At 38.4% G+C, this 16,718-nt stretch carries 14 protein-coding genes and 1 pseudogene; 3 read left to right on the top strand and 12 right to left on the bottom strand.

Annotated features, from left to right (window positions below; all coding sequences use genetic code 11):
- Positions 1–55 precede the first annotated feature (55 nt).
- The 9 genes from EHQ62_RS17150 to EHQ62_RS17110 form a co-directional block, all read right to left on the bottom strand.
- Positions 56–835 (bottom strand): hypothetical protein, encoded by a 780-nt coding sequence (locus EHQ62_RS17150; RefSeq protein ID WP_135645104.1) that lies wholly within the window; start codon positions 833–835, stop codon positions 56–58.
- Positions 832–2,568 (bottom strand): hypothetical protein, encoded by a 1,737-nt coding sequence (locus tag EHQ62_RS17145; RefSeq protein WP_135645102.1) that lies wholly within the window; start codon positions 2,566–2,568, stop codon positions 832–834. Before EHQ62_RS17145 ends, EHQ62_RS17150 begins: the two co-directional genes overlap by 4 nt.
- 74 nt (positions 2,569–2,642) lie before the next feature.
- The gene (locus EHQ62_RS17140; protein WP_135645100.1) at positions 2,643–3,257 is read right to left on the bottom strand and encodes a hypothetical protein; all 615 of its coding nucleotides are present in this window, start codon (positions 3,255–3,257) and stop codon (positions 2,643–2,645) included.
- 16 nt (positions 3,258–3,273) lie between these two features.
- Positions 3,274–3,705, bottom strand: a complete 432-nt coding sequence (locus EHQ62_RS17135) for a phage tail tube protein (RefSeq protein ID WP_135645098.1) — start codon at positions 3,703–3,705, stop codon at positions 3,274–3,276.
- 3 nt (positions 3,706–3,708) lie between these two features.
- Positions 3,709–5,508: a hypothetical protein gene (locus EHQ62_RS17130; protein ID WP_135645096.1), complete on the bottom strand. Its 1,800-nt coding sequence runs from the start codon at positions 5,506–5,508 to the stop codon at positions 3,709–3,711.
- Positions 5,501–5,704 carry a hypothetical protein gene (locus EHQ62_RS17125; RefSeq protein ID WP_135645094.1) on the bottom strand — a complete coding sequence of 68 codons (204 nt, stop codon included), beginning with the start codon at positions 5,702–5,704 and terminating at the stop codon, positions 5,501–5,503. Before EHQ62_RS17125 ends, EHQ62_RS17130 begins: the two co-directional genes overlap by 8 nt.
- 53 nt (positions 5,705–5,757) lie before the next feature.
- Complete coding sequence (locus EHQ62_RS17120; protein WP_135645092.1) at positions 5,758–7,407, bottom strand: hypothetical protein; 1,650 nt, start codon at positions 7,405–7,407, stop codon at positions 5,758–5,760.
- Entirely contained in the window at positions 7,404–8,096 is a 693-nt protein-coding gene (locus EHQ62_RS17115) for a baseplate assembly protein (protein ID WP_135645090.1), read from the bottom strand. Before EHQ62_RS17115 ends, EHQ62_RS17120 begins: the two co-directional genes overlap by 4 nt.
- A 1-nt stretch (position 8,097) precedes the next feature.
- On the bottom strand, positions 8,098–9,912 hold the full coding sequence (locus EHQ62_RS17110; RefSeq protein WP_135645088.1) for a hypothetical protein: 1,815 nt from the start codon (positions 9,910–9,912) through the stop codon (positions 8,098–8,100).
- Positions 9,913–9,983: 71 nt separating this feature from the next.
- On the opposite strand from EHQ62_RS17110, the gene EHQ62_RS17105 reads away from it, so the two are divergent.
- The 3 genes from EHQ62_RS17105 to EHQ62_RS17095 are packed head-to-tail and all read left to right on the top strand — an operon-like array spanning position 9,984 to position 12,707.
- Entirely contained in the window at positions 9,984–11,240 is a 1,257-nt protein-coding gene (locus EHQ62_RS17105; RefSeq protein WP_135645086.1) for a baseplate J/gp47 family protein, read from the top strand.
- Between the two features lies 1 nt (position 11,241).
- Positions 11,242–11,850, top strand: coding sequence for a hypothetical protein (locus EHQ62_RS17100; protein ID WP_135645084.1), 609 nt, complete (start codon positions 11,242–11,244; stop codon positions 11,848–11,850).
- On the top strand, positions 11,847–12,707 hold the full coding sequence (locus EHQ62_RS17095) for a hypothetical protein (RefSeq protein WP_135645082.1): 861 nt from the start codon (positions 11,847–11,849) through the stop codon (positions 12,705–12,707). Before EHQ62_RS17100 ends, EHQ62_RS17095 begins: the two co-directional genes overlap by 4 nt.
- A gap of 855 nt (positions 12,708–13,562) precedes the next feature.
- On the opposite strand, the gene EHQ62_RS17080 is transcribed toward EHQ62_RS17095, so the two are convergent.
- From EHQ62_RS17080 to EHQ62_RS17070, 3 genes and pseudogenes are all read right to left on the bottom strand, one after another.
- Positions 13,563–15,101, bottom strand: coding sequence for a ParB/RepB/Spo0J family partition protein (locus tag EHQ62_RS17080; RefSeq protein WP_425269549.1), 1,539 nt, complete (start codon positions 15,099–15,101; stop codon positions 13,563–13,565).
- 582 nt (positions 15,102–15,683) lie between these two features.
- A pseudogene (locus tag EHQ62_RS17075) lies at positions 15,684–16,141 on the bottom strand (hypothetical protein); the annotation flags it as partial.
- A gap of 130 nt (positions 16,142–16,271) precedes the next feature.
- Entirely contained in the window at positions 16,272–16,634 is a 363-nt protein-coding gene (locus EHQ62_RS17070) for a hypothetical protein (RefSeq protein WP_135645074.1), read from the bottom strand.
- Positions 16,635–16,718 lie beyond the last annotated feature (84 nt).

Below are 16,718 nucleotides of genomic sequence, written 5' to 3'. Positions count from 1 at the left end.
AGTTTGCCTCGATATCATCTTATATTACGAAGGAAATATCGTATCGGAGATAGTTTCAGGGTTGACCGTACGTTTCTAAGCCAAAAGAACCACTGAATTTGGATTTGGAACCTTTTAGATGCACATCGAATTTTCTTGCTTCTGGAAATAGATAGCTCGGTTTTGTTCTAAAAGTTGTTCTTACTTGAGTGAGAATTACTTTTACTTCAAATCCAAATATTGGCATTGCGAAATCAGAGCTGGACAAGTTAGTTTCCGAGTCTTCATAAATCATCACTCCTAATCCTTGGTGCAATATAGGAAGATCATGGACCATCAATGACAAAATTCCATCGATGGCTTCATACATCCACTGAGAGACCTTTCTTCCAACATTTCCAGATGCAAAGCCAGTTATAACTACTTCTGATTTCACCGTGTGTTGAAATTGCTGGAAATGAGTAGCTTCAGAAAATCTTTTTAGAAAGTTTTCGCTTGGCATCCTTCGAGTATCTGGTTTCTGATTGAATGAATTTAAGAATTCAAAAAATGAATCGTTCCCTTTGAAATGTTTCTCATTCATACCTAAATAATCGACTCGGGTGTCTCTTGCCCATTCAACACCTATCTTTGGCAATAATCCATCAATACCCTCTTTCGATATACCTTCCTGGAACATTGGATGGCCATAAATTATAGGAATATCTAGGTTTCTCTCAAATATGCCGGTTAGAGGAAGACAAGTCTCAATAAAATCTTTTACGGTTTCTTCAGGAGGAGCTGCATAAGTTATGAGTATTGCACCGTTATCCTTCCCATCCGATCGACGTACATATTCTTCATTTAAAGTTGTCATTTTTTTGCTTTTATCCCTACTACTTCCACTTTCTTGGGAGTAGAAACATCGATACCGAGTAAACTCGAAATCTTATCTGCAAGTTTTTTCATTCCTTCAATTGTGTCCCCTGCAGCTGAAGCCACCATCTTAGCAGACTCTAACATAGGTTTTTCTATTGCTTGGATTGTTTTAGAAACATCCATTATTGCATCTTTGTTGTCTCTAAACATCTCATGCATTGATTTTGTGAGTTCGTAACCGATCTTAGCCGCCTCCTTTCCCTCCTCACCTGCAAATAGATTTTTTCCTTCATTATCAAGTCTAAGCGACTGATTGTCATAAGGTGTTGCAAGATCAGCTTCACTTCTAATTTCTTTATTCCCATCAAATTTGAATCCAGCCACTACTTTGGAAGAAACTCCCAATTCTTTTTTCCCAAGTAACCACTTCGCTTCTGGACTTAACTCATCAAAAGCCTGTCCCATAAGTCTCGGATCCTCTTCGAGCATCTTTGAAGCAGAGATTATATCTCCATTTGACGACTCCAGTGCCTTCGCGAGTCCCATCGCTCCGAGTACTCCACCCCCAAACAATCCTTGCCTTCCTTTTTCTGCGAGTGATTCAGCAATTCCCATTCTTGCATTGGCATTCATATCGCTTCCATCTGACATACCTATCCCCGAAGAGAATCTTGCAAAATTCATCATGTCACCAGAGTAACCTTTGGCCATAGTTGCTTGCGAAATCTCAGACATTTTACTGAGAAACTCCGATTGCTTTAGACCAGAAAAGCCTGACTGAGTTGCAGCACCTCTAAACCAATTTAAACTCGCATCAGGATTTCCTTTCCTCAATCTTGCCATTGCAGTCATCACTTCACTCGCACCTACTCCTTGTGAGGAGGCGAATCGAAGTTCTTGATCATCTATTGATCTTTCCTGTGCACCAGTTCTTCCGGTTACTCTTCCTCTTTGCACAACTGCTTGAGCAAGTTCGGCATTAGAGAACATTCCTTGGTCCTTATGGAAATAACCACCAGTTGCTCCAATCGTTGATGCTTGGGACATTATTGCTTCCGTATGCTTTTGTCCAACATCGGATACGAGTTTCAACATACCGGCGGTTGCAGCTGCAATTACACCACCAACAAATGGAAGTGAACTTGCGGCTTTCGAAATGAAGGATCCTCGGCCTTTCGGTTCATCTCCACTATCAGGCGAGGAAGTTGGAATATTTCTATTTCCTCCATTAATTGAATCGGGAAAACTTCCACTTGGACCTTTTCCGTTCTTTATATCTTTAAAATTGGCATTCGTTATTTCAAAGGTTGCATTTTGGATCGCCTTACTTGCGCTTTCTGGAGATTTATTTTCTTCATTTGAGTCTTTTTCCTTGTTCTTCTCTCCATGCTTTACCATAAAATTTCTCATGGACTCCACACTTGAAGACAATGTTGAATAGAAAGCTCCCTGCTTTCCTTCGGAGATGGCTTGTTGGGCTCCAGAAGCTATTCCTTCTCCTCGATGTTTGTTGTTATAAAAACTTTCCCTTATTTGTTCTCGAAAAGAACCTCTATCTACTGTTTTTCTGTTTGAAGAGGAATTAGGATTATTTGAGTTTTGCGGTGAGGAAGGAGAAGTCGGAAATTTGGATCCCTCTTTTCCTCTGCGTCCTATTTTATCGAATATTTTGGAAATCTCAGAGTCATCTCCTTTAAGTTTGACTTTAATATTGACTTGCTCTGAACTCATGTTATTCGATCTTTATTCTTTCTCTTAGTTCGCGTATTCTATTCTGCTTTTTAATTTCACATTCTGTAAGAATATCAGCTTTGGTAAATCCTTCCTCGACCTGAAGCATAAGCTGAATTCTCGGAGGTATTAGAGTCAGCGGATCTGCCTTCTCTATCTCGCCTATCTCCATTATTACTTGTCGGATCTCTAGGTACCGACTGAAATCCCCCAGAATCGCGCTCGCCTCCAGAAGAAAACTCTTCTGTTCTTCGAACATGTCTTCTATGTTTCTTATTCCTTTTGGAAGGATGTGAAACTTTTGAATCAAGTAGAGGTCCTGAATTATTCCTGGATTCTTTTGAATGTATTCCTTGGTCTCTATTTTTTTTTAACTCCTCTCGGAAGGAGGCTGATTTGTCTTCATATTGCTTTATGAGTTCAGCAACCAAGTCTGGATCAGGATAGTCTTCGACTGCTCGATATTTTTTAAACTCATCTGGAACAACTCGCAAAACAACTTCCAAAGTTTTGCATGCAAGAATATATCCATAAGTTGCACCAGGGACGCTCTCAAGTGACACACCCCCTAGCCTTCTTGCTACAGCTAAATCGATATCGATATTCATCCTTGGAGTCGCTATTTCTGCGATCCAAGTTTTTCCTTGGGAAGTCAGAGTAATTTCTCTGTTAGGTTGCAAAATATTCATAAATATCCTTTAAAAATTAGTTATAAGCTTCCATTGGTTCCCAATCCATAAGTTCAAAGCTTACGCTTCGACTTGTAAATTGGTTATTCATAAGATTAAAACCTTCTGTTTGAACAGCTCCAATCAATTGACCGACCCTTTTACCACTGGACTTATCAATTACTAGAATTGAATACAGATCATCAGCTCGCGTATCATCATTGGTATTGATATCTACAACACCATCGACTTTACTTCTAAGGATATGGAATTCTCCATTCGCCTGGCCTGACCAATCAAGAGATTTCAGGCCTCTCGGTTTTCGGAATCCCAAAGCTTTAATTGGCTGAACGTTATTGTTAATTGTAACGTTCAAAGATGTCATGAATCCAACCGTCTGGCCGTTGATTTTAATCAAGGCATCATTTCCAGTCAGAATATCGGGATTAGGTGGTAAATTGGTTGGCATTGCTTATTCTCCTGTAGAAGAACCTCGAACAACATCGAGATTGAGTAAAAAGAACATGAAATTGATCGGTGAAACCAACTTCCCATCTGGAAAAACGAAGTAGATTGCATCACCATCTCGTCTGATTGTAAAGTTTTCAGAAAAGGCACTCTCTCCAGTATAGATGTTTCGAGTTAGCCATCCATACTGTTGAACATAGGTAAAGCGAAAGCGATTCGTAACTGCAGTCCGAATATCGGAATCGGTGAGTGCTCCTCCGAATGCATCCTGATCGACTGGAACCTCCCCAAGAAACGTGTCTTGAAGAAACTCTCTAAAATCTTTCACTAGACCGAGTGCAGTGCATACAATTGATGTTTGATTGAGAATGATATTGTTCTTTTGATAAGAAGTAAGTGCGAATTCAAACTTCCATGGACCTCTGTTGGGTTTTCGCGTGATGATAACCCCACCAGTCTGGATTATCCTATTTATTTCACCCCGATTGTACTGTTCTGGCACATCAATGATGTTAAGATCCTTATAGGTAGGAGTCTCTCTTAGATTTGCCGAAGCTTTAATCGCATTATGAATTACTCCACCCATCCATCCTGGATAAGTTTTGGAAGAAACTCGATCAGCTCTCCTCGTTGTTATTGGCGACATTCCCAAAGCCATAAATTCTGAGTTTACGAGTTTGATATCATCCAATCTTGCGGAAATGTCTTTGGAAACATCGACACCAGAAGATCCAAATTTTTCATTGGAACCGTCTGGACTGTTCCCAAAAGATAATTTATCAGCAAGATGCAAAGTAGGAGTGAGAAGATCTGTGCAAAGAGAAATGAAAAATCCTCCAACCTCTTTGTCATAAATCATATTGATTGCATCAATCCAATGCGTTGGAGTTGGTGCCGTGGAATCACCACCTGACAAGTAAGCAAAACTCGTCATATCTGCTAATGGTTTTCTAATTGAACTCCCTATTTCAACTTCTGCAAGTCCACTTCCGGAAATGAATCTTGATTGCTCATGAAGTAAGGCTGTAAGAATTCTAGTTGAGCCACCAATGTTAACATTCTCGGAAGTCTCAATGTGATCTAGTAAGTTGCTTTTCCTATCTGGTCTGGAAATAACATTCGCAGTATATCCTTGTCTTGAATTAATGAAATCCACCAACTGACCAATCGTTTCATATTCTGTAAAGGCAGCGGAAAGATTAGCAGATCCATCGTTTGGTGAACTCAGAGTTACTACTAGGCGATCGTTATTTATATCAAGGATTGCGTTTGATGCATCTCCTGTATACTGAATCGAAAGCTCATCAGCAACTAATGGTTGTGATTGGCTTGTATTCGATGCATCACCTATTTGGACAACTTTTCCAGAAGAAGAAATTCTCAATCGAATTGCATTTCCTTTTTTCCCTGGAACAATTGCTTTTACCTGAATGTCATTACTCGCTTTGATAGATTTCAAAGTTGCCGCTGCCTTGGTGTTAGCGGAGACACATAAGGCTTTAACCAATTGGGGACCGGATGAAAATCTTGTGTCTCTCGATGGAGAAAAAGCGTTCGCTATCGCATCAGCAAGATCACCGTTACCTAGGACTGCAAATGCCTCTTCAGCGGATCCAAATTCCATTACTCGTTTATCGAGTGGAAGATTCGTATCATTGCAATTCCATCCATTCTCTGATGCACCTACAATGATCTGGGTATTGAAATCAAGACTTAGCCCTGCAGGTTGAGATTGAGCTCTAAATGCGCCTCGAGCACCGGGAGAAAAAAAACTTCTTCCTAAAAATTCAACGGCTCTAGCCATAAATTTCTCTCCATACTTCTTCCAAACTCTTGTTTGGATTTTTATCAATGATCCTGTAAAAGTATTTGCGAATACGTTCCGAAATAGCTCCCTTCTCCAATTCCTTCTTAGTCAAAAATTCTTGAATAGATTCTAGTTTGGATTTGGTACTAGTTTGCTTTTTTATGGATTTATCTTGAGATGCTGTTTCTTCCATATCAGAAAGATTAGCATGGGTGAAAATATCGGAACTTGGTAAATAATGCGAATTTAGCTGGCTTCCCACTGTAAGTCAGTGAAGTCGATTGGAGAATCCATCCACTTAAATTCAATACTGGATGAAGCTTCACCATTAGGATTAAAAGTATCTGTGACAGAAACAACATACCCGTGATCTCCTAGACTACTTTCAATAGCTTTGATGTTAAAGTTGGCTTTTGAGTTTTCTTCCTGAGAAACGGATCCACTTTTCGGCCTGTTTTTGATGACAAATGGAACTCCTACTCTCACTGGAGTGAATGCAATCTTTACGGATCCTGTTATATGTTTCAGATTCTTTGGATTACAAAAGATATAGAATATCATATCTCTGATTTTATCGAGAGCTTCTTTAAAATCATTTTTTTTGGTTTCGGTGACCTCTCCTTTCATATTCATACCATTAATCTTTACAGTCAAAACATTCTGACCAACTAATGTGATCAAACTCGTATTGTAAATGGGTTTTGAAAGAACCAAACCAAAGAGTGATGAGATATTTGGAGAAACCATGACTCCGGAATATACATTGTCTGCACTTTCGTTCAGACTTACGTTTTGAATTTTATCAAAATCCAATTCATAATGAGGTCCCCTGAGAACTTTATACCTGCCTCCTTCAGTTGACTGATCCAAATAATCCCAATAGAAGTATGGAGTTTGCCTAAAAATAAAATTCGCACTTCGCTTCTGAACTGAATATACTTCACTTAAATTTTCTGATCCTGGAACAAAGCTTAAAGGTGCGACCTGGTCAGGCGTTCCACTTCTTTCAGATTCAGACCCAAACGACTCCTCAGTTAAAAGTGCTGAACTAAGTGGATCTACAAATATTTCATAGAGAGGAGGAGATGCGAACTGTCTTATCAATTCCATAATGGAGATTCCCGAAGAACCAATAGAAAGATTTCCTGCAACCATTACTTGTTGGATAAAATTTTGCGAGTAAGACTCTTGGCAGACATTTAAAATTAAGTGACTATTTTCTATCTGATTGGAAGATTTCGCAATCAGTCGTTTGCCACCAAACAAGGGATATCTCTTAAAGACTGCTCCCTGAATAAAATCGTAGAATAAATTATCCCAAATAGAAGAGACTGCATCCTTTAGATTGGCTTGCGACTTTATTACTTCAGTGATTTCAGTAATCGCACTACTGATATTTTCGGATGTTCTTTTGCTTTTTGTTTGATCTTCCGTTCCGAAATCTAGGTTTACTTGGAAATTTTCTAGAATCTTTTCGAAACCATCACATTCGACAGTCCTAGTCTCTTCTCCTTTAGCATCCGTACTTTTTTGAACATTTCGGATTACTCCTCCATTTAATTGAAAATATGTTCCATCTATATTTCTTACAAAAAGATAAACTGCAGAATTGAGGAAAAAGATATACTCGAATGGCACTCCCCCACTTTCTGAAGTAAATCCAGAAATCTCGTCTTCTGGCTCATAAAGAGCTTCATACTTTACTGAAAAAGAAAGTTTGGTTCCTCCTAAATTCAGCGAGCGTTTGCTTACGATAGGTCCATTTATATTTTTGCTTAATAATTTAAAAGGACTGCGAATTAAAGGACTATGGATCTCTAGATATCCGAAGCTTTGTTCGGAGTCAAAATCACCATAGTAATGATAATCAGAAAATGGTATCCTAAGTCCTGTCATCCTGGAATTGAGCTCCCTGTAGGATCTCCCGGTGCAGTAGTTGGGTGCCTATGTTCTTTCAGAGCAATTTCCCCAGCTGTCACATCCTCATATGAATGAATCAGTTTTGTGGCCGATATCTCTCCATCTACTTCCATATCTCCTTTGAAGGAAATATCACCTTCAACTGAGAGGTTACCTTTAATGTCTAGGTCTGCTTCCCAAGAAACCTTTTTCTGAGTAAAATCAATCTCTCCAATCTTACCCAGATTAGAATCATAGAATTGAATTTTGTTTTGTGTTTGGCGGACAAAATATCCAGATTCATGAAAATCTATGATATCCGTTTCAAAGTTAATTATACTCTTAAACTTATCCCAAAAAATATTCAGATTCTTTATATCAGAATCAGCCGCAAAGAATGGAAATACATTCGCAACAACCGGATAGCGAATGGATCCTCCGATAAAATTTACGAGAACCATTTGATTCTTTTTCAATCCTATTGAGCGTCCGTGAGCTTTCCCTTCCAGTATCGCAGGACCAAATACTCTTACATCTTTCAGAGTTTCATTTGTTCTCGTGATTAGATCCACCAGGTATTTGTTTTTGATTTTTGTAACACGCGCAAGGGTTGAATCTAATTTATGTTCATCCAGATGTGAAGGATAACGTTTCAGTGTTGGTTCTGTATTATCAAATATATCCATACTATAATTGAATGAAGTAAGATTTCCCTAAAATAGATCGAAAATTAAACACATAATAGAAATTATCTGCCTCCTGAGTTACTCCCTCAAATGAAACACTTTCTATCCTCGGATCAGCATTTATTTGAGCTATAAACCTTTCTATAGCAAGATTGCTAGGATTACTGTCGGGTATCTCACCGATAGGAATAGGATTTCCGAGTTCTGGATGCGCTAACCAGGAACCTTCAGGAGAATCAATTAAATCAAGGACATTGTTTATTACAGCCTCATCTCCAAATATAATTCCTAAATCACCATTCGGTGAAACAGCAATATCCCTTCCTTCCGTTAACTTGATATCTATACCCTGCAAAGCAATTTCCATGTCTTTACTTGTAGGATTTTCAGGTAACTTCGAATAAATGCCAGTGTTGAAACCAAAAGGTATTTTGATTGAGGATCTCTTAATCGTACTACTAAATTGATCTTTATTGTAAATCGCTAAAGCTCTTCCAAATTCTCTATTCCCGAGCCTTTCGGAAGCTATTGAGTTATATGAATCTCCCGGCTTGACTTCAATCGGCCTAAACTCAATATCTGAAGTTGCATAAAAAATTGCAGCTTGAGCGGATATTATTGAGCTTTGAGCATCGATAATCCATTGATATAAAGGATCTTGAATGATCGAAGATTCATCTTGGCTCTGTTGGCTTTGAGAATTTCCAAGGATAGAGACTCTCATAAATGCTAAAAGTCCAGATAGACTATTCTCAGCAGAAGCAAACTTTTCCTGCAGCTCCGCTGTTATTCTACGTTCATTTTTTATTGCATCGTCTATTGCTTGAGATATAGTTTCAGGATTCCATTGTTTCTTACTCCCTCCTCCTAATGATTTTTTTACTTCATCGAGTGCACCATTGAAAGTGCTTTGAGCTAATTTCCCATCAGCCTTCATTTGCTTCTGAACGATTTTTATTCTATCGTTTACACCTCGGAGAGAGGAAACAGTTGATGAGAAGATACTCGAAATATTTACCAATGCTCCTGTGAAAACAAGTGGGAGCGAAATCAGAGTATCCAAAACATTTATTACACCTGCTAGGGTAAAGGCTGGATTTATAGGAGCTGACACACGTTTATTGTCAATTTTTAGCAAGTCATTTAAGACAACTAACTTGATTGAGTATTTATAAGTATTAGTATCCGATGTTGATCTTTGAAATGTGAAACCATCCTGAGGAAGAATTACTTCTAAGTTCCGTTGGTTATCATAATCGACAAAAACTAATGCATAATCTCTATAATTAAATCTCTCCTTCCCACTATTCTGCTCAAGTGCCTTTGCCAAAGTAGACATGTTCGTTTCTGTCTGATATTTGTTAGTTTGTCTAGAAAAGTAGAGTAAGAACAAGAAATCAAAGAACTCTTCTCTACCAGATCGCATATTCGGATTAATCATTTTTGTATATCGATCTGAAAACTTGGAAACTGTCGATTGAACTCTATTCGCACCTTGAGCAGCGGCATTTTCATACCAAGTTGAACAACCGTCTAACCATGCCTTTACATCCGGAGGTGCCTGTGTATGGTAAATATGCCATTCGCCATCTATTTTTATTTCATTGTTACCTTGGCCAAAATCAATTACGGAAGTGCTTCCGAATGTAGGAGAGTATGAAATTCGATACTTAAATTGCTCAGCGTAAGAACTCGGTCCTACTGTTTGGATGTAATCCAGGATTGGATTGTCTGACAGGAGAAATTTGCCTTTTGAATCTTTTTTATAAATTCTAAATCCATAGGCATTTTTAGGAATGTAAGAACCAAAGATCACTCTTCAAAGTTTATGTATTCGGAGCCTATCGGAAAACTTCTCCGATATATAGGCGAGATAGATTATAAAGTATGGCCAAAAGACCATACAGACCTGCATCTCAAAATACCTATGTAGATTCTTTACGTGATTACTTATCTTCCAGGCAATCGAGGCTCTCGAATTTCAATCCTGGTTCAAGGCTTCTTACTTTCCTAGAGGCGATTGGATTTGTCCTATCTCAAGGTGACGTCAATACTCTAAGTGGCTTCCAATATGCTATACGCGAAGGAGTTTTCTCGACTTTTGGTTTTTCTAGAAATCCTGGACTTCGATCAACTGGAATCTTTCGGATCTTCAATGAAGGTCATACAAGTCCAGTTCCTATTCCAAAATTCAAAATAGATCTTTTTGGCTTGGAATTCGAAACGGTTGGCGACACAGAAATCCCTGTTGGCCAAACTACAGTAGAAGTGGAAGCAATCGCTGCCCTTCCAGGGACAGAATATAACATCAAAGCAAATGAATTAGATACTTCAGATGGTCTCGGCACTATAAACATCTCTCTACCAACTGGTGCAAGAGTATGGAATCCATTTGATTTCAATGGTGGTACGGAAGTTGAATCAGAAGAGTCCCGTGAAAAAAGGTTTCAATCATTCATTTTATCATTGGGACGTTCGACAATACTCGGAATTTATAATGCAGTTGTTTCCATTCCTGGAATTGCAGGAGCGCAAGTAGAAACAAACATCAATCCTATTACTCGTCTTCCTGAACTAAATTGGATCAATATTTACGTTTCTGATGGAACATCGAATCCACCCGAATCTTTGTTAGACCTAGTTAGGAAAACAATTGTAGGAGATCTTTCCGATCCATCTAATTTTCCTGGGTATGCTGCCGCCGGAACAAGCGTCTATGTTGGTAACATTCCGGTGCTTGGAATTGTAGTTGAATATGAACTAGAAATTCTTTCTTCAAGCAGACTAACGACTTCAGATGCAATAGGTATTGCCAATAGTGCGCTTGTTAACTTCTTAAATACTCTTCCCGTTGGCTTTGATATTTTGATTCAGCAGATGGAAAGTGCCATACTCAAAGCTAATTTTGATTTCTATCGAGTGAATATCACAGTTGCCTATGGAAGAAGAGTATCTGCGCTTGCTCCAGAGTTTGGGGGATGGCTTCCAGGAAATGTATTCAATGCAACCTCAAATAGCGTTCCAGTCCTATTACCTCTTCCCTCACCTATTGACGTCACAGTTCAAAATAATGAATTACCAAGAGTCGGTGGAACTTCCGGAGGCTCTGTAAATGGAACTGCAACAAAGGTAGACCCTCTTTAATATGGAAGAAAGAGAATTACTATCAAAGGATTTATTTTCTAACCTACCTAACTTTAACTCAAGGGGAATCATTTTTCGAGAGTTAATTGGAGATTTGGAAAGAATCGAATTAAATCCCATTCAAAACATAAATGATATCAATAAAGGTGCGATCGTAAATTCACTCGAATGGCATTTACGTTTCCAAGAAAGAACTGCAGATTCTGCAGTATTTTCCAATTCGACCGAATGGTTTTTGGATGAATGGGGAAAGTTATTTGGACTACCGAGGCCTATTGGATTTAATGATGATGAATTCAAAGGTTATATTCTCGGGACCATCCTAAGCTCAATGAATAGCCTTCCTGCATTACAGGCAATCTTTCCAAAGCCAGACTTCTTGATTTTAAATTTTGATCAAGTTGGCTTTACATCGGATTACTCTGCGACTGATCTAGATATAATCGAACCGGGAGTCCTCGGAGCCAACGTACAATCCTTCACTACTTTCGATCGAGGTGGAGTTTATATTTTTACACCTGACTTAAATCTCATCACTCAACAACAAATAGAAAAACTTCTTAGAGTCATAGTAGCTGGCTCTGCAGTTTGGATAGGAGAAATTCAATGACAATAGTTTCTAATGACGTTTCACTTGAAAATAATGAAATAAAATTCTATCATCACGATGTATTACAGAAGTTAAATGCAGAGGATATAAACAGACTCTCGGGTGCAAATCTCATCGATTCAGCATTTGCCGAACTTCTGAAAGGGATAAAAGGATTCCTTGGGAAACCAGAAGAATTCATAGCTTTTGGTTTCACAATATTTAATCAAACTGCTTCAAGCTTTGAAGTTTCTCCTGGAGCAATTTTGAGTTCGACAGGTATTTATCAATATCCTGGTGGGATCTTTACTCCTCCAGATAATGCTGTTTGGGGAAAAATAGAATTTCGGTTAGAAGATACTTTGGGAGATCCGGTGAGTAAGCAATTATTCAAAGTAAGCTCCAAGACTTTTCAATCTGAAGTTGGACCTAGTAGAAAAATTCATAAATTTCTTCTTAAGAATACTTATGAAACAACAAATTCAGATCCTGGGAACAGTGTTTATTATCAGACTTTGATTACATACAAAAGACCTGCAGCAAATGAACCGTTATCAGTCGTTCTAAGAGAAATAGAGTCTTTGAATGACGGCCAAGGATTCAAAGGTTCAAGTCTTGCACCCAATTCAATTCTAGATCAAAATCTAGGAAATGATATCAAAATCGGAAGTCTTGCAGAATTGGAAGCAGCATTCACTGGTCCTGGTAGAACTTCAGCCATAGGTGCATTAAACTTCCTCTATTCATTCTCTCAGGCAAAGAATTTTATTAGAACGATTCCTGGCGGAGGTTTTGATGATGGAATCTTTCGCGTTCGCACTCAAGGGAATTTAGCATATTGGGATAAAGGTGACGGTATTTTTCGCCCTTTCGCATAACCCCACCTAGCGGACCAACCTTCGGAGCTTTCGGAGGTCACTGGGTGGGGGAAATAGGGAATACAAGGTATGATGTTTTCCCAACAGGTTCGTATATTGTAGGCAATGAATGGCATTCAGTCATTTCCCAAGTTGATTTAGGATCCAATGTAACTGATTGTGGACAATGCGGTTCATCTCCAGGATTCGGGGACCCAGTGGAGATCAATATTCCTCCATTTGGAGGTGATTATGCCGCATGTTGTGATTTTGGAGTGGGATGTACATCCTGTCCAGACGGTTGGGTCTTTGATAGAAGAGAAAGAGCTTTCCCTCTTTGCTATTTATTTTGCCGTCCTCCAATTGCTGTCTGCAACACATGTTACATCCCGGATTGGAAAACTACATATCGAAGATATAAATACGAATTTTTACAATGGACAATTTTAGGAGAGTATACAGTCAATGGAAGGTTCTTCAACTAGCATTTTTGCAGAAAAATCTGTTTCAGAAAAAAGACTTCAAACTTGCTTGGATTGCAGTTTGGTCTGGAAAAACTTTCATCTTGCAGAACAATGCACATCTTGTATGTGTTTTGTTAGAGCGAAAGTGAAACTGGCGAATCAATCATGCCCGGTTGGCAAATGGTAAGAGATCAATCTGAGCTTCCCAATTCACAGTACTGTTCAAATTCATTTTGCAGTTTTTTGGATTCGAGAAATCTAAACAGTAATTCATTTTCTAAATAGACAGTTTCTAGTTTTTTGAAAATTTCTTCGAAAGTCACTTTTCTAAGGACACCAAAAAGTAAGCTTTCTGTAAGAGTGGAGCGAATCTCCAAGAGCTCTATGGGAGTCATATTTTTTTCATTCTCGTTCATGCAATTTTCCTAAGCGATATTCGTTCCCTTTCACGGTTCAATAATTCTATAAGGGAAGTAGTTTTGGATAATGTACTTTTTGCAAAGCCAAACATCATAGGAGTTTGAGCATCACTTTCTATTTCCTTTAATTTTGTAGAAATAGCATTCTTAATGATATTGAGATCGTTTATGACAGCCTCTAACTTACCAATCACTGGAGTCGCTCCAGTTGATCCACCTGCTACAGCCAAAGAAGCAGCGAGCTCCTTTGCAGTTTGTGGCGAAAGCTGATTGATATTGTCACCAAGTATTCGCTGGTAGGATTTCATTAATGTATCGATCATTCCATCTAACATTTTCTTGTTGGCGATTGCCTTTTCAGTTGAACCAACAGCTCGCAACGCTTCTTTCTGAGTGTCACTTGCAACGGAATCCCAATCCATATTGGCAAGGTCTCCGGATTTTAGCTCTTTTATGTATGACTGAACGACCGAAGGTCCCCTTCCCGGATATTTACTTCGATTCTCTGTGTACCATTTAAACGCGCGAAGTTGCATTGATTTTGAAGGATTTCCAGAATCGTCGACGCAAAACATTCCAAGAACTTCTGCAATTCCAAGTGGTAAACTTCGATCTTTTCTTTTAACCAGCTCGAAAAGATCCTTATCTAAATTATTTAGAGCAAGTCGTTTCTGAACTTCCCCTGGCTTCTTTCCTAACTTTTCCGCGATCTTCTTGTCATCCCATCCATTTTCTTTCATCTTCCCATATGCTAAAGCTTCATCGGTTGGAAGGACATCCCTTCTTTGGTTTTCCGCGACCTGCGCCGCTAATCTGTCGTTATCCGATGCAAATTCTTTTAAGACAACGGGAATCTGGAAATTCTCTGGCAATTTACCTTCTTGGATCAATTGCTCAACTGCCATATGACGGTGATGGCCAGCGACAACAGTATACTTTCCATCTTTTTTATCGACCATGATCGGAAATGCTGGATCAAACCCATTCTCAAGAATTCTTTGCTTTAAAGAGGTTACTTGCTCTTTATCAAAATCTTTCTCGTCTGTATATTGTTTGATTCTCTGAATTTGTCCGAAAGGTAATTTGTTTGGAACATCAATGCCTTTCTCTTTCGAAGTCTTCTCTTCGGATTTCTTAGATGAATCGACTGCCTTTTTCGCAGCGTCATAGAATTTGCCTTTTTTTCCTGATTCTAGTGCAGAGGAGATCGTCTCTGATATTTGTTCACCAGCTTCAATTGCTCTGAATACAGCTTCTAACTTTCCATCTTCTCTTTTATTGGGACCAGAAACGTACTCAAATTGCTTTCCATTCTTCTCAAACTTGAAACCATACTTTAACTTTGAAACATCAAAATCGTCTCTTATGACTACCTTAAGTTCACCTGTTTTTGATTTCTCTTTAGTTCTTAAGCCATTTGGAAGTCGCTTACCTTGTCCAACAGGAACAACTTTTCCTCCCTTCTTTGTCACCTTACGGCCAGATGGCTGGATCCACTCTTCGCCCTCTTCCCGATGGCGACCACCTTTCATTATAATCCGAAGCTTCCCGATTAATTCCTCAGTCCTACCATCAAATTGTATACTTGATTCAATTTCTGAACGAAATAATGTCATTTCATCTTCCTCTGTTTTTCGATGTGCCGCCTCTCCTTCAATTTTTATGAAGTCTTTGGCGATTTCATAAATATCATTTGTGGTTTCTGCTATATAAGCTAAATCAACGAATTCCTTTGCTTTAGAATCCAAACCATTTGAAATAAGTATATTCTTGATATTGGTTATTAGATTCCCAACGACCTCATCTCCTTTTTTAACTTTGTAAGAAGGTTTTTCGGAGAAGGGTTTAGGTTTTAATTTTTTGTTTCTTTCCGCTCTCAATCGGAATGTTTCTGCATCTCGATCTTTTCTAACCAATCTTGTTGAATAGTAATTCCCATTTTTGCCATGGACTAGGACCGACTCCGGGACAAGGACTGATTTTCGAATTTCAACTAACTTTGATTTAAGGAAACTCAATCTGAGATCTTTTAATTCTTCTTTTTGGGAACCTTTCTCAAGCCATTCCTTAAATTGCTCTAGCGTGAGAGGAATAATCGATCCAAATCCTTTCCAGTTTGTTTCGTAGTTTTTGAGATATCCTTCTTTTGCCGAATCGACAGAAGTAAATCCTAACATTACTTTGTGTTCATCAAATTCATTGGATTTAGGATCGATTTGATTTATGATAAAAACTATTTCGGAGTTCTTGTCTGGTCCTAGAAAAACATCTAACTGATCTCCATCAGCTCCGACTGTCCCTTTGATATATCCGAAGTCGAAATAGATTTTGCAGTTCCTTTTCGATAAGTATTTTTCTTGTTCTCAATTGCAATATCCAGTCCATGAAGTCGAATGTGTTCCTTCTTGTAATTCCCTGCTTCATATTGAGCTTGAGAAATTTTACTTTTCTGGATCCTTCTTTTTAGCAATTCCTCTATCAATTCGAAACCTTCCTCTTTCGAGACTTCCTTCAATACTTTATCAAGTTTCTGAGAATCCTTTGAGGAGGATATCACCCATTTGACCGCCATAATTTTATTCTTCTGCAATTCAACTGAAGTCGAAACATCTGGATCCATGGCTTGTTCTTGCCAATTGGGATTCAATTTGGTCATCGCCATTTGAAATTTATCAAAGAATAAATCGACAAGTTCATTCATACTAAGCTGTAACGATTTTTAGATCCTGTTTTCGAATTAGAGCATTTCTTAGTGCTTTCTTCTGATCATAAGTTAGCATTTCGGCAAAGTTATCCCAATTAATGGACGAAAATTGCATTCCAAAAGGCATAACAAGTACCATCGGTGGATATCCATTCAAAGCTTTGTATGGATCCGAAACAGATTTCTCCAACGAGGGAATGAAGTTTTCAACCGAGTTCACTTCCGGATTGTAGTGAACGATCATCAAATCATTTACTTCCGTTTTTCTGATTGTTGACTTTGTTTTTAAAAGCTCGTGATTCATCTTCAGCATCAAATACTGAAAAACCAGATAGTTAATTATTTTCTTTAGCCTTCCCATTTTCTTCCTCTAAGTTAAGTTTTGAGATTTTTAGAATTTTCAAATCTTTGTATTCCACTTACTCTTTGAGTTTATCAAATAGAT

The sequence above is a fragment of the Leptospira jelokensis genome (genome assembly GCF_004769635.1).
Lineage (GTDB): Bacteria > Spirochaetota > Leptospiria > Leptospirales > Leptospiraceae > Leptospira_A > Leptospira_A jelokensis.
The sequence above is the reverse complement of the archived record's forward strand: the minus strand, read 5'-3'. Positions and strand labels throughout refer to the sequence as shown.